This window comes from Sphingomonas sp. Leaf9 (genome assembly GCF_001421355.1).
In the GTDB taxonomy this organism is placed as follows: Bacteria; Pseudomonadota; Alphaproteobacteria; order Sphingomonadales; family Sphingomonadaceae; genus Sphingomonas.
This window is the reverse complement of record NZ_LMKC01000006.1, coordinates 115,088-136,486: the sequence shown is the minus strand read 5'-3', so window position 1 is coordinate 136,486 and position 21,399 is coordinate 115,088. Positions and strand designations below refer to the sequence as shown.

At 63.6% G+C, this 21,399-nt stretch carries 19 protein-coding genes and 2 pseudogenes; 12 read left to right on the top strand and 9 right to left on the bottom strand.

From position 1 onward, the window contains the following. Nucleotides 1–24 precede the first annotated feature (24 nt). Nucleotides 25–591, top strand: coding sequence for a TetR/AcrR family transcriptional regulator (locus ASE58_RS16645; protein ID WP_200909392.1), 567 nt, complete (start codon nucleotides 25–27; stop codon nucleotides 589–591). A gap of 130 nt (nucleotides 592–721) precedes the next feature. Here the strand turns inward: ASE58_RS16645 and ASE58_RS16640 are convergent, their stop codons facing one another. Both ASE58_RS16640 and ASE58_RS16635 read right to left on the bottom strand, forming a co-directional pair. Continuing rightward, nucleotides 722–1,576, bottom strand: a complete 855-nt coding sequence (locus ASE58_RS16640; protein ID WP_235515929.1) for an NmrA family NAD(P)-binding protein — start codon at nucleotides 1,574–1,576, stop codon at nucleotides 722–724. Beyond that, nucleotides 1,557–2,009, bottom strand: coding sequence for a nuclear transport factor 2 family protein (locus ASE58_RS16635; RefSeq protein WP_082468189.1), 453 nt, complete (start codon nucleotides 2,007–2,009; stop codon nucleotides 1,557–1,559). The genes ASE58_RS16640 and ASE58_RS16635 overlap by 20 nt, the downstream gene beginning before the upstream one ends. 109 nt (nucleotides 2,010–2,118) lie before the next feature. Here ASE58_RS16635 and ASE58_RS16630 point away from each other — a divergent pair, with 109 nt between their 5' ends. Further along, on the top strand, nucleotides 2,119–2,676 hold the full coding sequence (locus ASE58_RS16630) for a TetR/AcrR family transcriptional regulator (protein ID WP_235513662.1): 558 nt from the start codon (nucleotides 2,119–2,121) through the stop codon (nucleotides 2,674–2,676). A 342-nt stretch (nucleotides 2,677–3,018) separates the two neighbouring features. Here ASE58_RS16630 and ASE58_RS16625 read toward each other — a convergent pair whose 3' ends face one another. After that, nucleotides 3,019–5,106: a catalase gene (locus ASE58_RS16625; protein ID WP_055823840.1), complete on the bottom strand. Its 2,088-nt coding sequence runs from the start codon at nucleotides 5,104–5,106 to the stop codon at nucleotides 3,019–3,021. Between the two features lie 318 nt (nucleotides 5,107–5,424). On the opposite strand from ASE58_RS16625, the gene ASE58_RS17665 reads away from it, so the two are divergent. The 7 genes from ASE58_RS17665 to ASE58_RS16590 all read left to right on the top strand — a co-directional run bounded on the left by ASE58_RS17665 (nucleotide 5,425) and on the right by ASE58_RS16590 (nucleotide 11,310). Further along, a complete protein-coding gene (locus tag ASE58_RS17665) occupies nucleotides 5,425–6,438 on the top strand; it encodes a glycosyltransferase (RefSeq protein WP_082457208.1) in 1,014 nt (337 codons plus the stop codon). Beyond that, nucleotides 6,435–7,409: a hypothetical protein gene (locus ASE58_RS16615; RefSeq protein ID WP_055763820.1), complete on the top strand. Its 975-nt coding sequence runs from the start codon at nucleotides 6,435–6,437 to the stop codon at nucleotides 7,407–7,409. The genes ASE58_RS17665 and ASE58_RS16615 overlap by 4 nt, the downstream gene beginning before the upstream one ends. Further along, nucleotides 7,409–8,059, top strand: coding sequence for a PIG-L deacetylase family protein (locus tag ASE58_RS16610; protein ID WP_055763822.1), 651 nt, complete (start codon nucleotides 7,409–7,411; stop codon nucleotides 8,057–8,059). The genes ASE58_RS16615 and ASE58_RS16610 overlap by 1 nt, the downstream gene beginning before the upstream one ends. Next, nucleotides 8,056–8,631, top strand: coding sequence for a class I SAM-dependent methyltransferase (locus tag ASE58_RS16605; RefSeq protein ID WP_055763824.1), 576 nt, complete (start codon nucleotides 8,056–8,058; stop codon nucleotides 8,629–8,631). Before ASE58_RS16610 ends, ASE58_RS16605 begins: the two co-directional genes overlap by 4 nt. Before the next feature lie 185 nt (nucleotides 8,632–8,816). Next, the gene (locus tag ASE58_RS16600; protein WP_156347809.1) at nucleotides 8,817–9,332 is read left to right on the top strand and encodes an SRPBCC family protein; all 516 of its coding nucleotides are present in this window, start codon (nucleotides 8,817–8,819) and stop codon (nucleotides 9,330–9,332) included. After that, nucleotides 9,329–10,510, top strand: a complete 1,182-nt coding sequence (locus tag ASE58_RS16595; RefSeq protein WP_055823837.1) for a zinc-dependent alcohol dehydrogenase — start codon at nucleotides 9,329–9,331, stop codon at nucleotides 10,508–10,510. Before ASE58_RS16600 ends, ASE58_RS16595 begins: the two co-directional genes overlap by 4 nt. A 14-nt stretch (nucleotides 10,511–10,524) precedes the next feature. Next, nucleotides 10,525–11,310 carry an SDR family NAD(P)-dependent oxidoreductase gene (locus tag ASE58_RS16590; RefSeq protein ID WP_055823834.1) on the top strand — a complete coding sequence of 262 codons (786 nt, stop codon included), beginning with the start codon at nucleotides 10,525–10,527 and terminating at the stop codon, nucleotides 11,308–11,310. A gap of 880 nt (nucleotides 11,311–12,190) precedes the next feature. Here ASE58_RS16590 and ASE58_RS16585 read toward each other — a convergent pair. The 4 genes from ASE58_RS16585 to ASE58_RS16570 all read right to left on the bottom strand — a co-directional run bounded on the left by ASE58_RS16585 (nucleotide 12,191) and on the right by ASE58_RS16570 (nucleotide 16,468). Then, entirely contained in the window at nucleotides 12,191–12,568 is a 378-nt protein-coding gene (locus tag ASE58_RS16585) for a response regulator (RefSeq protein WP_235513660.1), read from the bottom strand. Between the two features lie 49 nt (nucleotides 12,569–12,617). Then, nucleotides 12,618–14,909 (bottom strand): PAS domain-containing sensor histidine kinase, encoded by a 2,292-nt coding sequence (locus ASE58_RS17660; RefSeq protein WP_082468187.1) that lies wholly within the window; start codon nucleotides 14,907–14,909, stop codon nucleotides 12,618–12,620. A 223-nt stretch (nucleotides 14,910–15,132) separates the two neighbouring features. Continuing rightward, nucleotides 15,133–15,507 (bottom strand): response regulator, encoded by a 375-nt coding sequence (locus ASE58_RS16575; RefSeq protein WP_235511967.1) that lies wholly within the window; start codon nucleotides 15,505–15,507, stop codon nucleotides 15,133–15,135. Nucleotides 15,508–15,670: 163 nt separating this feature from the next. Continuing rightward, entirely contained in the window at nucleotides 15,671–16,468 is a 798-nt protein-coding gene (locus ASE58_RS16570; RefSeq protein ID WP_055823827.1) for a DUF2254 family protein, read from the bottom strand. 433 nt (nucleotides 16,469–16,901) lie between these two features. Here ASE58_RS16570 and ASE58_RS17655 point away from each other — a divergent pair, with 433 nt between their 5' ends. The 3 genes and pseudogenes from ASE58_RS17655 to ASE58_RS18605 all read left to right on the top strand — a co-directional run. After that, nucleotides 16,902–17,312 (top strand): AraC family ligand binding domain-containing protein, encoded by a 411-nt coding sequence (locus tag ASE58_RS17655; RefSeq protein WP_082457211.1) that lies wholly within the window; start codon nucleotides 16,902–16,904, stop codon nucleotides 17,310–17,312. A gap of 849 nt (nucleotides 17,313–18,161) precedes the next feature. Continuing rightward, nucleotides 18,162–18,384, top strand: a pseudogene (locus ASE58_RS18610) (transposase); the annotation flags it as partial. A 79-nt stretch (nucleotides 18,385–18,463) separates the two neighbouring features. Then, nucleotides 18,464–18,883: pseudogene (locus tag ASE58_RS18605) on the top strand (IS3 family transposase); the annotation flags it as partial. A 240-nt stretch (nucleotides 18,884–19,123) separates the two neighbouring features. Here the strand turns inward: ASE58_RS18605 and ASE58_RS16560 are convergent. Next, complete coding sequence (locus ASE58_RS16560) at nucleotides 19,124–19,900, bottom strand: insulinase family protein (RefSeq protein WP_055823821.1); 777 nt, start codon at nucleotides 19,898–19,900, stop codon at nucleotides 19,124–19,126. A gap of 360 nt (nucleotides 19,901–20,260) precedes the next feature. Continuing rightward, the gene (locus ASE58_RS16555) at nucleotides 20,261–21,340 is read right to left on the bottom strand and encodes a fatty acid desaturase family protein (RefSeq protein ID WP_055823817.1); all 1,080 of its coding nucleotides are present in this window, start codon (nucleotides 21,338–21,340) and stop codon (nucleotides 20,261–20,263) included. Between the last annotated feature and the right edge of the window lie 59 nt (nucleotides 21,341–21,399).

The window sequence follows — 21,399 nt, the reverse complement described above, 5'->3', positions numbered from 1 at the left end:
CACATGTTTTGCAAAGGGGTCGACGTGACTGGCATTGGAAAGGGGCGGAACGAAACGGATCGACGACAGCGGATCGTCGATGCGACACTGGTAGTGATCGCCCAGCAGGGGGTAGCCGGAACCACCCACCGTCGCATCGCCACTGCCGCAGCGGTTCCGCTGGGATCCGTCACCTACTATTTCGATACGCTGGACACCTTGATCCGGACGGCGTTCCTGCAGTTGGCGGAGCAATCGTCGGCTGCCTTTGGAGATCGTTTGGCACGAGCTAAGGATCGCGAAACCGCCAAGGCAGCTGTCGTATCGATCATTGCTGAATCCATATGGGCGACGCCCGCCACCCTACTGCTCAGCTACGAGCTATATGCTTACGCAGCCCGCAATCCCCCGGTCGCGGTCGTCATGCAACGATGGATGCAGAACAGCCGCAATGCGCTCGAACGCTTTTTCGATCCCCTGACCGCCCGCGCGTTGGACGCGCTGGTTGAGGGGATCGGCATTCACAATTCAATCGATACCGTCCCTCTAAACCCTAACGAGATAGAGGAAATTGTGCATCGACTGACGAGCTTGAGACAGCATTGGGCATGATTATGCTCAATGACTTCCGCCTCGACGCGGCATCTGCCTGAGAGCGAGTGGCTGGCTGTTGAATTCAGTAAGTCGACCCAGAACCAGACGTTCGCCGCTACCGCCCGGTTACTTAGACCTGAACATCCGTTCAGCTTGTTTTGCTTATAAAGCTTTTCCGGTTTTCGGCAAGGAACGCCGCCAATGAGGTCGGCGGTCGGCCGGTGACATCGTCGACGGTGGTTGTGATCCGGTCTTCCGAGCCTTGTGCGATCGCCCCGTCCATCCCGGCGAGCAGGTCGGCATAGTCCGCGGGTAAGCCGAACGAACGATAGCGTTGGGCCAGCGCCTCGACGCTGAGCCGGTAGTGTTGTACCGGCCGGCCGATCGCCTTGGCGATGGCCGACGCCGCCTGATCATAGGTCAATGCCTCGGGACCGGTCAGCACCAGCTCCCCCGATACGGCTTCCGGCGTCAGCAACGCCGCCGCTGCGACCGCCGCGATGTCGGCGGCGTCAATGAACGGCACGCGGCCATCGCCGGTCGCGGAATAAAGGCGCCCCTCACCGATGATCGACGGCAGATACTGCCCGGTGAAGTTTTGCATGAACCAGCTCGGCCGGAGCACGGCCCAGCGTGGTGCATGATCGCGCAGCCAAGCGTGTGCCGCCCCCATCATCGGTCCGCCCGGCGGCAGCGACGCAGCGGAGAGCAGAACGATCGCGCCTGGTAGCCGCTCGGCAGCGAGTTCGAATAACGGACGCATGACGGGCAGCTGATCGACGCGGTCGGTCGGCGCGACCACATAGGCGGCGTCTACCCCGTCCAACGCCGGTGTGAAGCTAGCAGGGTCGGACCAGTCGAACCGGACCTGCCCCGCCCGCTCTACCCGCCTCGTTGCCGCAGCGACCTCGGTGCCTCTCCCGCGCAGAAGGTTCGCGAGCAGCCTGCCAGTGGTGCCAGTCGAGCCGGTGACCAGGACGCGCTCAACCACCATAAACGCCATCCATTGTGATCGCGTTCGCTGCATCGTCCCCCAACAGCGCACGAGCGACCACCAAAGGATCCCAATAGTCGAGATAGCGTACGATCTGCCCGCTGACGGTCGTAATGACCGATAGGTAGCGCTGATCGTATGGAGCTCCCGTCTCAACCCCGATCCCCGCGGCCTCGAACGCCAGCACGGTTGTCTCGCCCTCTCGCGCGATAACCTGCGCAGGGCCGATCCGATCGAATACGATGAGGCAGGCGAGCTTGGCCAGGTGATCGGCGACTGCGTCCCGCCCCTCGATCCGGCGCGGCAAGCCGGACGGCGCAAACGGAAACTCCATCAAGGCGTCCTTGGCCAGCATATCGACGAAGCTCGTCGTATCGGCGGCCAGGCAGTTGCCAAGCGCGTCACGCAGCATCGCCGAAAAGTCTTGCACCCTGTCCGTCATCCCGTATCTCCTGTTCGTCGAGACGCTGTCGTCTCATCGATGTAGGAGATTTCGGTTGGAACGCAAGCGTTCCGTCGAGCCAAGACCGCGGCAACTTTCGGGGGCAGCCGTGCAGCGGGCCGACGTCACCGATGCGTTAACGCGAGCGTTCTTCGCGGAATGGGCGCGGGTCGGCTATGCCGATCTCAGCCTCGAGCGGGTCGCGCGCGCGGCCGGGTCGGGCAAGGCGGCGCTGTATCGGCGCTGGCCGGACAAGGCGGCGATGGCGGCGGACCTGTTGCCGCAGGTAGGTCTAAGGATCGCTGAGATCGAGGACCAAGGCTCGTTCGAGGCGGACGTGCTGGCACTGTTGTTCGCCATTCGTCGAGTGTTGCGCCACCCGAACATTCGCCGCATCGTCTCGGACATTCATGCTGAGCTTGAGCGTAACGTCGCGCTCTCCGCAGCGGTACGACCGTTCCAAGAGGCACGCCGGATACATGCGTACGACATTGTTGCCCGCGCGGTCGCGCGCGGCGATCTTCCTGACACGGTCGACCAGTCGCTCGCCGCAGATCTGCTGGCGGCCCCGCTATACTGGCGGATCGCGGTGCTTGGGCAGCAAGCAGATCGCCGATATCTAGAAAATCTGGCGCAGGTGATCGTCCGAGGACTCGGCGCTGGGTGATAGACCCACAAGTGGACGCTGGCTGGTATTGTCGGCTACCCGGTTTCGGCCGTTCATTCATGTGACGGAATGATACCAAGAGAGGCGAGTTTTGGGACTTACCGGCCATTCCAGATGGCCGCCTCGAACGGCGACCTTCGTCAAGGTCGGACATTCCCGAGTGATCGCACCGACGACGAATTTTGGCCAACACCTGGCCGGTTGCAGCCGGTCAGGTTCGTCGCCACTTCCTTCACGACCTTTCGCGTCCAGCACTTTCGTGGCGCTGAACGCGGAGCCCCAGTCCTCCCTGCCGAGGCCACGGCTGCCTGCTTGTGTCCACTCAGGCAACCGCCCTAGGCATTACGCCAGCGTACGAACGTTGGGTTCGCGGTCCCAGTAGCGCTGCTTGGCGGCCTCAACGAAGCTGGTGAGGTCGGTGACGCCCTCATCCGCCTCGACGCCGGCCTTGTCGAGCAGCGGCTTGGCCTCTGCATTGTGGCCGATCGCCTTCAGGTGCCCGAACGCGTCCATCACCCACTGGACGGCGGCGCCTTCCCTGGTGAGCTTCTTGGCGGCGTCCGCAGACAGGAGTACCACGCAGGCATCGACCGTGACCGAGGGCTGGCCGAACAGCTGCGCATCGGCGGCGATTGTCGATCCGTCGGACAGTGGGACCTTGCCGACCTTGGGCGCGATGGTCATCGCATTGCCGCCCGCCGCCTTGATCGCGTCCTTTAGCGACTTGAGGTCACCCGCATCGCTGCCATCGGCGATCAGAATGCCGACATTGCGCCCCTCCAGCGTGTGCAGTTCGCGCGGTCCCCGGATGATGCGCATCGCGGGCGACACGTCCATGTCCTGCACCGGCGCGGCGGTCGGCGACGCTTCGGGCAAGTCCATGGCAAGGCCGTCGGCGACGCGGGTGGCGAGATCCTCGTCGACGTTGCGCAGATTGGCGAGCATCGCGATGCGGATATGCTCGAGGCTGACCTTCGACAGCTCGAACACTAGTGCGGAGGCGATATGCGCCTGTTCCGCCGGGTCCATCGAACGGAAGAACAGCCGTGCCTGGCTGTAATGGTCGGCGAAGCTTTCCGGGCGGATGCGCAGCTTCTGGCCCTGCTCCTCCGAGGGGTAGGTCTTGTAGCCCTTGTCCGGATCCTCGCGCGAGCCAGCCTCTTCGCCCGCCTTGGCGAGGCTGTTCGGCTCGTAATTGGCGCGGCCCTTGGGCACCGCCATCTGCATATGGCCGTCGCGTTGTTGGTTCAGGAATGGACACCCGGCGGCTTCGGCGCGGCCCTTCGCCGCGTTGATCGGCAGCTGGTGGAAATTGACCGAGCCGAGACGCGACAGCTGGGTGTCGGTATAGCTGAACAGCCGGCCCTGCAGCAGCGGGTCGTTCGAGAAACCGATGCCGGGTACGACATGGCTTGGCACGAAGGCCGCCTGTTCGGTTTCGGCGAAGAAATTGTCTGGGTAGCGGTCGAGCACCATCCGCCCGACGATGCGCACCGGCAACACTTCCTCCGGGATGATCTTGGTCGCGTCGAGCACGTCGTACGGCAACGAGTTCGCGAAATCCTCGTCGAACAGCTGCACGCCCAGTTCCCATTCCGGGAAATCGCCGCGGTCGATCCGTTCGAACAGGTCGCGGCGCTGGAAATCGGGGTCGGCACCGGCGATCTTCACCGTCTCGTCCCAGATGGTCGAGGCAAGGCCCGCCTTGGGCTTCCAGTGGAACTTGACGAAGGTCGACTTGCCCTCGGCATTGATGAAGCGGAAGGTGTGGACCCCGAACCCCTCCATGTTGGCGAAGGTGCGCGGCAGGGTGCGGTCCGACATCGCCCACATCACCATGTGCGTCGATTCCGGCATCAACGAGATGAAGTCCCAGAAGGTATCGTGCGCCGTCGCCGCCTGCGGATAGCCGCGATCGGCCTCCATCTTGGCGGCGTGGATCAGGTCGGGGAACTTGATCGCATCCTGGATGAAGAAGACCGGGATATTGTTGCCGACCAAATCCCAATTGCCCTCGCGCGTGTAGAACTTCACCGCAAAGCCACGCACGTCGCGCGGGGTGTCGACCGATCCCGAGCCGCCGGCGACCGTCGAGAAACGGGTGAACACCTCGGTTCGCTGTCCCTTTTTCTGGAACAGGTCGGCGACGGTGATGTCGGCCAGGCTGTCGGTGCATTCGAAATAGCCGTGCGCCGCGCTGCCGCGCGCATGGACGATCCGCTCCGGGATGCGCTCATGGTCGAAATGGTTCATCTTCTCGCGGAAGACTTCATCCTCGATCAGCACGGGCCCGCGCGCACCAGCCTTTAGTTGGTTCTGGTTGTCGCTGATCGGCGTGCCATGGTTGGTGGTCAGCACCGGATGATCGGTGTCGGTCACCTGATGCGTCTCGCCGCCATTGCCGGCGTTGCGTGCGAAGGGTTTGGTCATGGTAACTCCTAGAGATTCGAAGGAGCGAACGTCTCCGATCAGACTTCGGGTACGGACATGATCTGGATCAACACGATTTTCCAGCAAATTGAAGATATTACCAATCGAGATTGAAAATAATCGTTCTGTCAATGTCCTGAAACATCCGATTTGCGAACACGGCACGTAGGTATACGATTAATTTGTTTGCTACAGATCCCGATTAATATTGGTAGAATATCTTCCTGTCTTTCTACTGCAGGACATCTAATTGATCTGCATCAATGGCGCTGGCCATCGATCCGACTAGTATTGCGCGATGCATAGAGGATCGCGTTGATGTCACAGGCCAGCCCGACGCGCATCGCGATCTGCGTGCCCGCCCGGAACGAGGCGTCGTCGCTGCCCGAGCTGTTTGCCGCGATGGAGCGCCTCGACCGAACGGACGTCGACCTGCGGTTGTGCCTGCTGCTCGACAGCTGTCACGACACGAGCGCCGCGGTGGCGCACGACCATGCCCGTCGCGCTTCGGTGCCGGTGGCGATCGAGCGGATGGAGCAATCCGACGCGAATGCCGGGCGCGCGCGCCACGCCGCGATGCTGCTAGGCATGGTCGCACTGGACGGGGCGGGACTGCTGCTCAGCACCGATGCCGACAGCGTGCCCGACCCGCAATGGGTGCAGGCAATGGTCGCCGGTTGCCGCAATGCCGAGGTCGTGGCGGGCAAGGTCGTGCGGACCGTCATCCGGCCGCACGCGCTGCAGGACCGGATCGAGGCGTATTACGACCGGCTGCACGCCATGCGGCGGATGGTCGATCCGGTGGCTTGGGAAGCCGCGGCGACCCATCCGTTTACCAGCGGGGCCAATCTTGCGCTGTCGGTTGACGAATATGCCCGGCTCGGCGGCTTTCGTCCGCTGCCGGCCGGGGAGGACGCGCGCCTGGTCGACGATGCCGCGCGGGCGGGAATGCGGGTGCGGCGCGACGCGGCCGGGATCGTCCATACCTCCGATCGTCGGTCGGGACGGGTCACAGACGGGCTGGCTGGAAGCCTTAGAGCCCTCGATCGGACGGGCACGGCCGTCGAAGTCGCCCATCCCGCTGACATGGCTTGGCAATATCACCGCCACGCCGCCGCGCGCAGCGCCTTTGCCGCCGGCAACCTGGGGCCGTTCGCGGCAACGATCGGGCTGACGACCGACCATGTGATCGGTGTCGCGCGCGATTGTCCGAATGCCGAAGCCTTTGCGATGCGGATCGTTCCGGTGCCGCCGGCCGGGATGCGGCAGGTCGACCTGACCGTTGCAGAAGCGGCATTATCCGCCCTGTCTGCCGCGCGGCGTGCGGCATGACCGACCTGCGGCGCGCCATCGCGGCGCGATCGACTCTGTTGCCTGCGCTCGGCGATCCGGCTGATCACGATGCGCTGCTGCGGCTGCTGCGGCTGCTGTATGAAACCGGGCGGAGCGACTTGCCGCTCGGCCGGCTGTTCGAGGGGCATGTCGATGCGATCCAGATCGTACTGCGCTACGGGGCGGCGGATCAGGCCGCACGGGTCGTCGCGGCGGTGGCGCATGGTGCGGCATTCGGAGTGTGGAATGCCGACCTGACCGGCGAACCGCTTCGCCTTAGCGACCTGCGCCTGCACGGCGGCAAGAGCTTTGCGAGCGGTGCCGGGCTGCTCAGCCACGCGCTGGTCGGCGTCGATGTGCCGGGCGGGCGTCAGTTGCTGCTGCTCGATCTGGCCCGCACCCCGCCGGCGATCGACCGATCGGTCTGGCAGGTGGCCGGGATGCAGCGATCGGACAGCCATGTCGTGCGGTGGCGGGACGCGCCGATTGCGGCCGACGACCTGATCGGCGTGCCCGGGGATTATGTGCGCGAACCGTGGTTCAGCGGTGGCGCGCTGCGGTTTGCCGCGGTGCAGGCCGGCGGGATCGCAGCGGTGCTGAACCACACCACCGCGCACCTCGTCGCGGCCGGGCGCGCCGACGATCCGCATCAGGCGGGTCGCCTCGCGGAATTATATTGCCTTGTCGAAACCGCTGCCGGCGCGGTCCGCACGGCAGCGGCCGGTTGGTTCGCGAACGACGACGCCCGCCTGCCGCTGGTCGCGGCGGCACGGGTCGCGGTCTATGCCGCCGGGGGGCGGGCGATCGAACTCGCGCAACAGGCGGTGGGCGTCGCATCGTTGTTCGACGCGCACCCGCTGGCCGCCGCGATCACCGATCTGTCCATGTACCTGCGGCAGCCCGCGCCCGATGCGCAGCGCATGCGCGTGGGCGCAGCGGTGGCGGGCGGGTTGCTGAACGTCCGCCTGTGATGTTGCGTGTGGGGTCCCCGAAGCGCCTGCTGGTCGTCGCGCCGCACTCCGATGACGAAGTGATCGGTGCCTATACGCTGATCCGCCGGCTGCGACGCCGCGGCGTAGCGGTACGGGTGGTTGTGGTGACCGATGGCGCGGCGTCGCACCCGTCCAGCCTGCGGTGGCCACGCGGAAGGCTGGTCGCAGAACGGCGGTGCGAGAGCCGGCGCGCGCTGCACCGGATTGGGGTGGCGGCGGCTGCGGTGGCGTTTCTCGGCCTGCCGGACGGGAACCTGCATACCCGCGCAGCCGCCGCGCGGCGGGGGCTTTCGCGTGCGATCGGCCACGTCCATATGACGCTGATAGCGGTTCCGTTTGAGGGGGACGATCACCCGGATCATCGCACGGTCGCCGCTTGCGTGGCGGCCCTGCGCCGTCCCGGACTGCGCAAGATCGCCTATCCAGTCTGGCCCACCGGACAGCGCCCTATTGGGGCGAGAAAATTGTCGCTGACAGCGCAGGAGCGGTTGGCCAAGCGCCATGCGGTGCGCGGCTATCGTACGCAGACGGGACAGATCACCGACGATCCCGATGGCTTTGCGATGACCCGGCAGCAGATCGCGGCCTTCACCCGCCCGCGCGAAATGTTCGTCGAGTTGCCGCGATGAAGCCGATCACGCTGGCCGAGTTCGACCGCCGGTTTGCTGGCGATGCCGACCCATGGTCGACCTTCTCCAACCGGGATGAGGCGGTGAAGCGTCGTGCCATCTTGCACGCCATGGGACCGGGGCCGTGCGGGCGCGTGTTGGAGATTGCAGCCGGCAACGGGTCGAACTCGGTGGCGATCGCGCCCCGTGCGCTGCGCCTCGATGCGACCGAGGCGACGGACAGCGGCACCATGCTGGTCGGCAATGCCCTGTCCGGTAGAAACCGGGCCCGTGCCATCAAGCTGGTCGTTCCCAATCGCTTGCCACGGAAAGGCTACGACGTCGCGGTCGTGGCGGAAATGCTCTACTATCTGAGTGCCAACGACATGGCGCGTACCGCCCGCGTCCTTGCCGGCGCGCTGCGTCCCGGGGCCATGCTGGTTCTTGCGCATCACCGGGTCGACTATCCGGATTTTGCGCAGCACGCCGGGCAGGTGCAGCGCGCCTTTCTGCGCGCGACGAAACGGCGCTGGCAGGTCCGGGTGGTCCGCCGAACCGGCCGCTGGATCGTGCTGGCGTGCCGTCAGCTATAGTTGCCGAGGGCAGCCGAAGAATGGACCGGCAACAACTAACATATTGATATAGATCAGCAATCGCCGCCCCCTCGGAACGATCGCAAAGCCCGCGCGCTTGGTCGAACTCGTTCAACACGGAGGCCGGTGTGACCGATAGCCGCGACGATGGGCCTGTAGTGGCCGCAAAGAAGAACGCCGACGCGATGACCAGGGCGACCATTCCCGACGCCGTCGGGAGCAGCGCGCTCGCCCGCGCCGTCACGATCAACCGGCCGGTGGCGGAGATATACGCCTATTTCCGCGATTTTTCGAACCTGCCCTCGTTCATGGAGAATGTCGTCCGTGTGCGCGTGTCCGACGACACGACTTCCCATTGGGAAGTGAAAGCGCCCGGCGGCACGACGGTCGAATGGACCGCGCGCCTGACTGCGGATGAGCCGAATGCGCTCATCGCCTGGGCGAGCGAGGAAGGCGCCGACGTGCCGAACTCAGGGAGGGTGGAGTTCCGCGATGCCGGCGCGCGCGGCACCATCGTTACTGCCACCATTCTCTACGATCCGCCCGCCGGCGTGGTCGGAAAACTAATCGCCAAGATGTTCCAACGCGAACCCGCGATCCAGGCGCGTCGCGACCTGCGCCGTTTCAAGCAGTTGATGGAAGCGGGCGAGATTGCGACCCCCGCGATGAACCGCAAGCAGTTCGAGGAGATGGGATTGTGAGAGCATTGGCGTGGCACGGCAAGCATGACGTGCGGGTCGATACCGTCGACGATCCCGGCATCGTCAACCCCCGCGACTGCATCATCAAGGTGACGTCGACCGCGATCTGCGGATCCGACCTGCACCTCTATGACGGCTACATCCCGACGATGAAGGCGGGCGACATCCTGGGCCATGAGTTCATGGGGGAAGTGGTCGAGGTCGGTGCGAAGTCCACGTTGAAGAAGGGGCAACGGGTCGTCGTACCGTTCACCATCGCGTGCGGCTCCTGCTACCATTGCGGCAAGCACCAGTATTCCGCGTGCGACAACGGGCTGCCGGCCGACAATCAGGACATTGCGCAGGAGCTCTACGGCCACCCGATGGCCGGCCTGTTCGGCTATAGCCACATGACTGGTGGCTATGCGGGCGGCCAGGCGGAATATGTCCGTGTCCCCTTCAGCGACGTCGGCCCGATCGTCATCCCCGATGGTATCGAGGACGACAAGGTGCTGTTTCTGTCCGACATCCTGCCGACCGGTTGGATGGCAGCGGAGAATGCCGACATCGAGCCCGGCGACACGGTAGCTGTCTGGGGTTGCGGTCCCGTCGGGCTGTTCGCCGTACAATCTGCGTTCCTCATGGGAGCCGAGCGCGTGATCGCGATCGATCACTTTCCACGCCGACTGGAACTGGCGCGCCGATTTGGTGCCGAGACGCTGAACTTTGAGCAGACGGATATATACGACGCGTTGATGCTGATGACCGGTGGGATCGGTCCCGATGCGGTGATCGATTCGGTCGGTCTGGAATCGCACGGCCTGTATGTCGACAACGTTATCGACCAGTTGAAGGTGTCGACCTTCCTCGGCACCGACCGCGCCCATGCCAACCGCCAGGCGATCATCGCATGTCGCAAGGGCGGGCGCGTCTCGATGCCCGCCGTCTATGGTGGGTTCGTCGACAAATGGCCGCTCGGCGCGTTCATGGAGAAGGGCCTGACGCTCAGGACCGGACAGACCCACGTCCAGCATTACCTGCCCGGCCTGCTGCAGGCGATCCTCGAGGAGAAGATCGACACGACCTTCCTGATTTCGCACCGCATGGACCTCGAAGATGCCCCGCTCGGCTATCAGAAGTTCCATGACGAACAGAACGACTACACCAAGATCGTGTTGAAGCCCGGCCTGAACGGCTGAACAGGAGAGACGCCATGGCTGACAGGTTTGCCATCATCACCGGTGCATCGACCGGCATTGGATTCGAACTCGCGACGCTCGCCGCAAAGGACGGCTACGACATTCTCGTCGTCGCGGACGAGCCGCTGATCCACGACGCCGCGCGCGATTTTCAGCAGTTCGGCACCAGCGTGCAGGCGATCCAGGCGGACTTGGCCACGATCGAAGGCGTCGACACGGTATTGGCCGCCACAAACGGCCGCCGCGTCGACGTGTTGTGCGCCAACGCAGGCCGCGGGCTCGGCCATGGCTTCCTCGACCAGAAGGTCGAGGACTGGCGACACGTGGTGGAGACCAACATCACCGGCACGATCTACCTGCTACAGCGCGCGCTGCCTGACATGGTTGCGCGCAACGACGGCAAGATACTCGTCGTGGGCTCGGTCGCGGGCTACATTCCTGGCGCGTTCCAGGCCGTCTATAACGGCACCAAGGCGTTCATCGACAGTTTTACCGAGGCGCTCCGCAACGAACTCAAGGAAGCGGACGGGGTCACGATCAGCACGCTCATGCCGGGCCCGGTCGATACCGAATTCTTTGCGCGGGGCGACCTGCTCGACACGCAGGTCGGCAGCGATCCGAACAAGCGTTCCGCCGAAGACGTGGCGAGCGATGGCTGGAAAGCGATGATGCGCGGGAAACCGTCCGTCTTCTCAGGCTGGACTACCAAGATCCAAGGCGTGCTCGCCAACGTCGTACCCGGATCGGTGCTTGCCGAACAGCATCGGAAGATGGCGGAGCCGGGTTCCGACAAACAGTAACCTGGTTAGCGTATGAAAGAGTTTTGGTGTCGCACCCGGCTGATTGGAATGGCAATGCACGCAATTGGGATCAGGACCTCTAAAAAAGCTCACGAGGCGGGGGCGCATTGACCCGGATAGCAGCTATGCTCCCTGCTGACTTCCGCGACGAGCTCGATGGCTCGACACTGTTGATCGGTCCCGGAGCGATGGTCCCCGTCGAAGCAGTCGACACTGCGTTGCTGCAAAAAGCAACGCCATCGGACAGGCACACTACTTCGTGATCGACGACAACCGCCTGTCGCGGAAAATCTAGCTTTTTATGACCGGCGCATGGCACCTGATGGTGCCAGCTGGAACCGATGCGTTCGCAGTTGAAATTGGAGCGGAAGGCGCACGGTTCGTCGACCGTACGCTGCGGCGGGCAGGTCGTCATGATCGTGTTGCGGGCTGCTTACACCGCTAACAAGATCAGGATCTGAAGCGGCCGGGGTGCGCTTCCCCTGCCCCTCGCCGCTAGCGCGAAACTCGAACCGAGTCACTCGGCCTGCAGTATCGCGAAGCGGTGTGAAATAGCGTAGGTCGTCGGGTGTGGAGCTGAAAAGGGCCGCAGCGCATGATCTGAAGCGACGAGGAGCAAACAACAGTCCCGCCGATGTGTCAGGATGCCGTCCTTCAATGCCGCCCTCCGAGGTCAACATGACCGTCCTGCCGCCATCGTCATAAGTGCCGACGAGTTCCTGCATCAGCAGGCTAGTTAACGGCTTTGCCTTCGCACTTAGGGTTTGCCGATCATATCGCCACCATTCGACGGCTAGCGGTCTATGCATCGAGTTTATGGTCATTGTTTGGGACAGCCAACACTGTTCCAATTTCAAAAGTGTTTACGACAATCTTTGATTTAAGCAGGTCCGGCACCTGCTGCAGGACTCTGGTGCTCCATCAAACGACGCATCGCACCCACGATCTCGTCGCGATCGACTGGCTTGGGATAGAACTCGGCCCGGTCAGGAAGCTGAACACTTTCTCGCGTGAAATAGGCGGCGGTCAGGATGATCTCGATCGGAGGCCAGCGCTTACGGATTGCGGCTGCGATCTCGATGCCCTTGCGGCTGCGCGGCATGTCGAGGTCCATGTAGACCAGACGAATGTCGAGGCGCTCCTCGAGCAACCGGATGGCGTCGGCGCTGCTCAAGGCTTCAACTGCTTCGAAGCCGGCGTTCTCGATCATGCTGATCGCGTCGAGCCGCAAGATCGGCTCGTCCTCGACTACGAGCACCGGCCATCGTGTAAGGGGTTGAGACTGTCCCATGTGATGTACTTACGCGCTACGCCTCTTGAACCTGATACAATGGTGCAGTGGCCTCCACCGTAAGGCCCTCTGGCTCATACCGAAGCGTAACGCCCCCGGAGCCGTTCAGACCCATACGAATAAGCCGCGATCCGAAACCCTTGCGGGTTGGCTCTGTCGCTGGCGGTCCGCCACGCTCCGTCCAGCTCAGATCAAGCATGTCCTCGTCGCCGTTGCGGCGAACAGCCCAGGTCACCGACACCTTGCCGCCGGGCACTGTCAGCGCCCCGTATTTGGCGGCGTTTGTCGCCAGCTCATGCAGCATGAGGGTCAGCGACAGCGTTGCCCGCGGCCCGATCGTCACGTCAGAACCGGACAGCAGGAACCGATCCTCGCCGAAGGTCGCCAACGCTCCCTTGGCAACGTCACCCAACCGCGCGGTAGACCATTGGTCCCTGGTCAGCACATCATGCGCCGAGGCAAGCGCGGCCAATCGCTTGCCGAACGAGCTAACCGCCTCTTGGTCCCCAACCTTGTTCAGCGTCTGGTGTGCAATCGCCTGCACGACGCTCATGGTGTTCTTGATGCGATGCGCCAGCTCTTCGTTGAGCAGCCGCTGCTGCTCTTGCCCCTTGTGTAGTTCGGTGTGGTCACGCGACACCGAGAGGATGCGGGCAACCTCGCCATCCGGGCCGGGAATCGGCGATACCGACACCGACCAATATTTGGCGGTCCCCAGATAGGTATCGGCGGGCACCTCGAAATGGGTCGTTTCCCCTCGCTTCGCCGCCTCGATGGCATCTTTAGCATATTGCGAGCCATCCTCCCGCAGGAAACTCGGCCATGGGCAGCCCCGCACGGCGTTGAAGTCGCTGATTTCCATCACCTTCATGCCGCCCTCGCTCATGAAGGACAGGGTGCCGTCGAGTTCGAGCACCTTGATGCAATCGGTCGATGCGGCCAGCACGCTTTGCAGGAAGCTGGCGGTTTCCTTCGCCTGCTCCTCGGCCCTGCGTCGTTCAAGGGCGGTGCGCGTGCGGTTACCGGCATCGGCGATGAACGCCAGCTCTTCCGGAGTCCATTCTCGCGGCTCGTCGTCGTTGACGTAGAGGACCGCGACCGTCCGACCTTTTTCAACCATCGGGCGGTTGACCAGACTCCGCACCGCCACGCTTTCAAGCGGTGCTGGATTAGCGGACGTGCGCGGATCAAGGCGCACATCGGGAATGACAACGGTGCGGCCTTCGCGAAGGTCGTCTGCGTAGCCGCCGAAATCCTTGAGGCAGTGCGACCCGGCAAGGCTGTCATAGCCCTTCGCGGTCCAATCCTCGGCAACGGCCAGCGTCTCACCGTCGCCCGCAATCGTTCCGTAACCGACACGACATACATCGAGGGTTCGCCCGATGATCGCCATTGATGCCCGCGCCATCGCATCCGTATTGGTCAGCGCCGTCAAGGCGCGCCCGAGCTCGGCCAACGCCTCGCGTCGTTCGTCCGATTTGATGCGGTCGGTTACCTCCAGGAAAAGAACGGTGAACCGATCACCGCCCGCCGGTTGGCACACACCGTCATACCAGCGCTGAAGGTTGCCCACCTGCCGGGTGAATCGAACAGCCTTGCCCGTCTCGACGACACGGGCGAACTCCATCACCCATTCGTCCTCGATACCGGGGAACACCTCGCGAATGGTCCGCCCGATCGCACAGCCGCGCTCGACGTCCACCAGATCATACCAGGCGTTATTCACCTCATCGTAGCGCCAGTCGATGATGCGACCGCCCTCGTCGCGCACGACTTCGCCGAGGATGAAGCCCTCTTCCAGCGTTTCAAACAAGCCTCGCCACTTGGCCTCATTGTCTGACAGCTTCACGGTCGCAGCGTCACGGTCGCGCTTTGCCATTACCCGCGACGTTGAATCCGAGGTGACGTTCAGCAGGCCTGCTATCTCGCCAGCTTCGTCCCGCACGGGCGAGTAAGCGAAGTCGTACCACGTGTCTTCGATGTAACCGTTGCGCGTCATCGCAAACGGCTGATTGCGGAAGGCCACGCTCTCGCCGGCAAACACGCGATCGATCAGCGGTCCGAGATCGCTCCACAGTTCGGGCCATACACCGGCCGTGGGACGCCCTAATGCGTCAGGATGGCGCCCGCCTAGGATCGGCGCGTAGCCGTCATTGTAGAGGAGGATGCGCTCCGGTCCCCAGATCACACACATGGGGTGCAGTGAAGCAAGCATCGTGTCGACAGTGATGCGGAGCGTCGCCGGCCAGGCCGCTCTCGCACCCAACGGCGTCGCCTTCCAATCGAAAGCAGCAATCAGGTCGATCATGCGTGCCGCGTCGCGAACGCTCCCGGCCGCATCAGTATCTGCTCCTATGGCCATTCCAGCCGCCGCTTCCTCGACTTCGATGTTCGACAAACCCTGCCCCCGGCAGGCTGGACCTTCGATGTAGTGGAATGAAAACGAAATGTGAAATGCTCAGGCGGGCGTGTCCGGTCATATGAGCCAGCATCCGTAAACGTTCACGGTACCGGAAGCATCGATTGCCCGCTTAAACCTTGTGCTTAAGCGGCTCGGGCTTTTTCCCGTCAGGTAGCGTATTGCGGAGGTGGTTATGCACCATCTGCGCACTGAACGGTTTGCTCAGAAACGTAGCGCGATCGGGCATGTCTCCGCCCTCCGGCTTGATCCGACCGCTCGCGATTACGATTTCAATCCACGGGTAGTTTTTCGCGACATGACGGGCAAGTGCGAAGCCGTTCGCATCGCCCGGCATTTCGACATCGGAAAACAGCAGCGTGATGTTCGCCGCATACTCGGGCAGCATCACGATCGCGGCATCGCCGTTATCGGCCTCGTAACAACGGAACCCTGCGTCTGCGAGGATGCCATCAAGGTCCATAAGGATGATCGGGTCGTCATCCACGATCAGGGCGTAGGGCTCTGTTGAGATGGTCATCCCGGATGAACGGGTCTGGCCGGGTTTTGGTTCTTAGGCTCCAATTTTTAAATGCCGTTGCTTTCCCACAAACGAACGGTGCGCGGGACGCTCTGGGCGTTCCCTTCGGGGTAATATTTCGGCACGACCGCTAAAAGTTATCTCCACGAACGGCCAACATCTTGGCCGCGGCCGCTGTGTCGAGCATCACCCGCGCGACATTCTCCGCCAATTCATCGGTGAGCGCTCGTGTGACCTCCCCGGCGTGGGGCAGCGTTTCCCTAAGCCCGAGCAATATCTTGAACGCGCGTATCGCCACTTCCTCATCACCCGCACCCTCCCGGACGATCGGCGCGAAGCCGGCGCGAACCATTTCCTCAATGGAGGGGCGCACCATATGAATGGGCGGCAGATCATCGTCCGGCACCGCGCCATGCGCGGGCAGTTGGGTCAGGGTGCGAAAGAGGGCGTTCAACACCTCCACCGCTGTGCCGGGATCGTTGGTGGCAGGGGCGAGCGCCCGCCCCGCGATCTCGCCCAGCGCGATCAGGCCGAGCCGGGGGTCATGGTCGAAATCGCGATGCCGCTCGATCGTGAAGGCTTTTACAAGATCGCTGTCCCGTTCAAGGTCATCGCCACCCACGACGTGGAGCAGCGGCCGACCCTTGTGCACCAACGTGCCGGGGATCGCCGCGACGTGCACGGTGATGTCGCGCTGCCGGGCCTGTGCGACGAGGCGATCGAAATCGATGTACGTCACGTATCCAATTCCGTCCGGCAGCACCGGCCGCGCACCGGCGGGAAGCGGCACCGGCGGTCGTTCCCCGCTGTGAGGGTCCTTGGCGAAGGTGCGCATCGCGGAACATGCCGCGTCCTCCACCCGGTCGATCACGTCCGACATGCGCCCAAAGGCGGCGAGATGCGCGACCCAGCGCAGGAGGGTGAACAAGGATGCCCGCTCGATAGATTCGAACGACTGCTCAATCGTTAGGGGGTAAACTTAACCATTCTTAATTGGGTACATGTGGTGGGAAGGTGCGGCGGGGTCGGACAACGGCGTTCCGGGACGGCGGCCGAGACCCAGTTCCGGCCATTCAGCGGCCATGTTGCGGTTCCCAACTTCGCTCGTTCGTCCATGTGAATTGATTGCGCCCCCGAGGGGCCGCGGAGGCTGGCGCGGAACGACGTGAAGTGGGACAGATCTGCCATCCACGGCGGCCTCGCCGCCCCGCGGGTTCAGCCGACAGCTGTCATTCGCGGGTGTCGCGTACGGAGTCTAATTTCAGGAACGCGAAAAGCTTCTCGATTTCCCGTCGCGCGCGGGAGGGACGTGCCGGGTATCTTGGATAGCGCGACAATCATAGATGATGCACACCCTTTGAATGGTCATCAGACGGGGCAGAACAGATTTCTGGGGTAGCGGCCCGGCGGGGCGGCAGACCGCAAATTTCAGTTTCCATCTGCTGAGCGCGAACGCGCCAGAAGAGGAAGTCCGCCGACACAGCCATGACGAAGCACATTTCGTGCTGGTACTGGCAGGTGGTTATATGTCGTCGGCGGTCGGTGCGCCGCTAGTGTCCGACACGCCGGTCCTGATCTACAATCCACCCGGCACGACACATCAAGATCGGTTTCACAGGGGCCGGGGCCGTTTCCTTGCCATATCCGGCGGGACGGGCTCGGAGGCCGCTGCGGTCTGCCTGCGCGATCCCTATGCCCACCGACTTGCTCGCGGGCTTGCGGATCGGATCGACATGGCGACCACATTCGAGCTGGAAGCCTGGGCGTCATGACCTCGGACGGGCTGCGGGCACACACCGCCGACACTCCCGACCAGAAATGCTTGTAGCTGCCCCGTGGCGGCAGCCTGCGACCCAGCACGCGTTCCCGGAAGCCGCGCGCTACCGTGCCGCCCTCGGGCTCGATATGGCCGCCCTTGGCAGCACACTCCTGCGCAAACGCTGCCTTTGCCCGTTCGGCCGTGGCGGAGCCGTTGGCGGCCAGTTTTTCGGCGAAGAAACGATAGCCGATGATCTCGCTGCTATCGCGCGCCAGTGGGTAGAGCTGTGGCGACGGATCGGAGAGCATCGACCCACTGGTCCCGATCTCGGTATCGCCGCCGATGGTCGTCAGAAAGTCGGCGATGCCGGATGCTGGAACGCCACTGCCGGGAACCACTGCCAGCAAGGCCGTGGCAAGCATCGAGGCTGTTGTTGAAGATCCTGGAACCATATCCACCTCCCCTGTCGTCAGGAGGCGGTCTCCGGCCCGTGGAGCCGGGTGTTAGGAACCCTGCATTGCACAAGGCGCCGCCACCTTTAGGCGAGCCCTGGACATGCGTGACGGCCACCCGGCCGACACCTGTTGTCGACCGGCTGCAATGACCTGAGGTTCCTACGCCTCACCGCCCGGGACGGACCGGGTGGCGCAAACCGGCTAACACGCCCGATGCCGCGTGAGAATGGCTGACGGGTACGCAAAATGTACTTCTGATTGAGCATCCCACTGACGTGCATTGGCAGGACTCGCTCGTCCACGTCGACCGCGCTTGCGCTGCACCCTTTTGAGTGGTCCACCGACTATGACAGTCTGGACCAAGGGAGGGACGACGAAAGCCAGCCAAGAAGCGCAAGCCTAAGGAAATTATTGGGAGGCTGCGTGAGGTTGAGATCCTGCTGAGTCAGGACGGGACGACCGCCGAGACCTGCTGGCGAATCGCGGTCAGCGAGCAGACCTATTATCGCTGGTGCAAGGAATGTGGCGGCCTAAAGACGGATCAGGCGTGGCGAATGAATGATCCGGAGAAGAAGAACGCCCGCCTGCGACGCGCAATCTCGGACTTGGCACTGGACAAGTTGGTCCTTCGGGATGAGGGCGTGAATGATCTATCCGCGGGATGGATCATAGCCCGAATGCAAAGGGAACCTTTTGAACCCTGCAAGGCATCGACCGGGTTCGGGCGGTGCTGGATATATGCAAGCCGGGTGTATGCCGCGTGCTCGGGCAGCATCGATCAATATAGCGGAACTTTCCGTGCGGGGCGGATGACGAAAAGGCGCTGACCGACGATATCGTCGCGCTGGCCAAGCAGTACGGGCACTACGGCTATCGCGCCGGGTGACTGCGTTGTTGAATAGCCGCTGGCTGGTCGGTGAACCACAAGTGGGTGGAACGGATTTGGCGGCGCGAACGGTTGAAGGTCCCGCAGAAGCAGCCGAACCGCGGGGGGCTGTGGCTGAACGACGGTTCGTGCATCAGACTGCAGCCGGAATATCTGGGCAATGTATGGGCATACGACTTCATCGAGGGGCGTACCCGCGACGGGCGCAAGATCCGCATCCTTACCATCATCGACGAGGCCACCGCGCTTGTCCGAACGCCGCGCACCACCGCCCCGTCGACCAGGATCTGGATGCCACCCTGCCGAGCCAGCGCGGGAATGACGGTATCTGCAGGCTGGGCCGACAGGTCGAACGTTGGAACCGACTGCGCCTGTTGCCGCGCAAAGGTGGCGGGAGCGACCGTCATCATCGCCGCTCCCGTAAGAAACGCAAAGAACGAACTGCCTGAATGCATGATCATTCCCCCGGCCGCCCCAGCGACGTCACTTCATGATAGGGGAGACGAGCCGGGCGGGAATTTCCTTACGATCCTGAGTAACGTTGGTGACAAAATGATGATCGCGGCAGGGTCGCGGTTTGGCGATCGTTGCCGCGACGACCGACACCGGCAACTCGATTGCGTCGGGCGCGCCGCGCACCTCGGCCGCGTCGCCGACCACGACCCAGCTCATCTTCGCCGGATCGATCGCAGTGTGGAGCGCGCTGCGTGTGAGTTCGAGCGTCAGCGTACGGTAGCGTGTGACCTGTCGGGCGACATAATCGCCGGCGGCGGCGATACAGGTCGTTGCTGCTCGTCGAGTTCGGTCTGGTTGATCGCGCGAAGCAGATAGCCCATCCGGTCGCTTTCGAGGAACAGCGTCTGTTCCAGGCACGTCGTTGGCAAAGGCGATACGGTCAAACTGCGTCACGCCGTTGATCGTCGCACCCAGTTTCAGCATCGGCACCGAATGGTTCTCGGGCGCATTCTCGCTCCCGTTGGACGTCAGATGCTCGAACAGATGCGAAAACCCGGTCCTCCCCGATGATTCGGCGGTCGATCCGGCTACATAGTCGACCTGCACGCCAACGGTCTTGGCGCTGCGATCGGTGCGGACCCCGACGCGCAGCCCGTTGGGCAGGGTGAACGTCTCGAACCCGATCGCAATCGACCGGGCCAGCGTCACGACGGGGACCGGCTCGATCCTTGCCACGTCGCGGGCCATCGTCGGTGCCGCCAGCGACAGCAGGGCGGCAAGCGTTGCATAGCGAAAACGGCTCATTGTGTGACGCTGCCGTTGCTCACGACCAGCAACTGCATGTTCCCGGCCTGTCGCGGCACATCGAATCGCCAGCTCTGTTCATCCGGCGCTGCCGTATCGGGCGCGGCGACAAGGACGATCGGGAAAAAAGCCGGAGACCACATGGCGGGGGTGCACCTTGTTCCTGATTCCGACACAGTCCGGCATCATGACGTTCAGGCGAACCGACGCGCCAATTCTTTTTTGAAGCGGGGATCGGTCGACCAGTCGCTGACCGACATGCTGCACAAAGGGGGACGGATCATTGCGTCATCGAATGGGCAGGTGGTGACGCTGACCCGCGGACGCCGGTCGATGCTGTGCTTCGTCACCGCACGAGGGTCAGCGGATCGGTACCGCCCCCCAGACGGTGCGCAGCGGGGCGATCAGGCCGGGATGGTCCACCCCGGCAAGCGCAGCGGTTTCGCCGAGCCGTTCGCGCAGCCGCCGATGGGCGCTGCCGAGCGCGTGGTAGGGGATCGACGGCAACAGGTGATGCAGCGCGTGATAGCGCAGCCCGACCGGTGCCCATAATGCCGGCAGCAGTGCCGGCGGCGGCACGTTGATCGAATCGAGAAATTGTCCGGTCAGGCTCAGCGGTTCGCCGCCGTCATTTTCCCAGCGATGGGCGACGAGGGTCCGCAGCTGGTTGACGAGCGCCACGGCCGATCCCGCGGCAAGGCACAGCAGGACGTTGCCCAGGCGGATCGTCCCGGTGAGCGTCAGCGCGACGATCGCGATCGCCCACAGACTGGCGGCGGCTTCCTGCACGATCATCGCGCGGCGCACGGCGTCGGTCGGGATGCGGCGGCGAAACGCCGGATTGATCGCCAGCGCCGATCCGCGCTGGATAACCCATCGGCGCAGGCGCCGGCTGAACAGGCTGAGCGGGGCGAGCAGGGCGAAGCGCACCAGCAGGCCGAACGGGGCGAGGATCGAAACCACCAGGAAAAAGACCAGCTCGTGCCGCCGCATCGATGCCAGCGGCAGATATTCCGGGTCACGTTCGGTTCCGTAGTTCGTGCGCGCATGGTGCAGGACATGCACGTCGTCGTACAGGAACGCCGGCGTCAGCAGCGGGATACCGAACAGCACGTTCCACGCGGTCGCGAACCCCGGCAACGCCGAGCGTTTGAGGTGCGACAGTTCGTGGATGAAGCTGATCCCCCGGTAAAAGGCGAGGATCGCGATCGGTGCCGCGACGATGGTCACCGGGCCGAGCGGCGACAACAGCATCGCGGCCAGCGCGCCATAGGCGATCGCGGCGGTCACCACCATGTCGAGCCAGTAGATGCGCGGATCGGGCCGGGCGAGGTCGCGGCCGATCGTGGCGGCCGCCGCCAGCAGCGCGCGGTCTTCCGGCACCTGATCCGCGATAACGCGCCGCGGCCGATCGCCACCATCCTGCATCTGTTCGGTCATCCGTCGTCCATCGGCGATTTTGATCCGCCGGGAAAGGGGCCGATCGTACCCGCCGCCGT

Excerpts from the sequence above, each read along its gene's own strand:
- ASE58_RS16640 (WP_235515929.1), bottom strand. The coding sequence starts at position 1,576 with ATGGCGTTTATGGTGGTTGAGCGCGTCCTGGTCACCGGCTCGACTGGC.
- ASE58_RS16635 (WP_082468189.1), bottom strand. The coding sequence starts at position 2,009 with ATGACGGACAGGGTGCAAGACTTTTCGGCGATGCTGCGTGACGCGCTT.
- ASE58_RS16625 (WP_055823840.1), bottom strand. The coding sequence starts at position 5,106 with ATGACCAAACCCTTCGCACGCAACGCCGGCAATGGCGGCGAGACGCAT.
- ASE58_RS17665 (WP_082457208.1), top strand. The coding sequence starts at position 5,425 with ATGTCACAGGCCAGCCCGACGCGCATCGCGATCTGCGTGCCCGCCCGG.
- ASE58_RS16615 (WP_055763820.1), top strand. The coding sequence starts at position 6,435 with ATGACCGACCTGCGGCGCGCCATCGCGGCGCGATCGACTCTGTTGCCT.
- ASE58_RS16610 (WP_055763822.1), top strand. The coding sequence starts at position 7,409 with ATGTTGCGTGTGGGGTCCCCGAAGCGCCTGCTGGTCGTCGCGCCGCAC.
- ASE58_RS16605 (WP_055763824.1), top strand. The coding sequence starts at position 8,056 with ATGAAGCCGATCACGCTGGCCGAGTTCGACCGCCGGTTTGCTGGCGAT.
- ASE58_RS16600 (WP_156347809.1), top strand. The coding sequence starts at position 8,817 with ATGACCAGGGCGACCATTCCCGACGCCGTCGGGAGCAGCGCGCTCGCC.
- ASE58_RS16590 (WP_055823834.1), top strand. The coding sequence starts at position 10,525 with ATGGCTGACAGGTTTGCCATCATCACCGGTGCATCGACCGGCATTGGA.
- ASE58_RS17660 (WP_082468187.1), bottom strand. The coding sequence starts at position 14,909 with ATGATCGACCTGATTGCTGCTTTCGATTGGAAGGCGACGCCGTTGGGT.
- ASE58_RS17655 (WP_082457211.1), top strand. The coding sequence starts at position 16,902 with ATGGTCATCAGACGGGGCAGAACAGATTTCTGGGGTAGCGGCCCGGCG.
- ASE58_RS16560 (WP_055823821.1), bottom strand. The coding sequence starts at position 19,900 with ATGAGCCGTTTTCGCTATGCAACGCTTGCCGCCCTGCTGTCGCTGGCG.
- ASE58_RS16555 (WP_055823817.1), bottom strand. The coding sequence starts at position 21,340 with ATGACCGAACAGATGCAGGATGGTGGCGATCGGCCGCGGCGCGTTATC.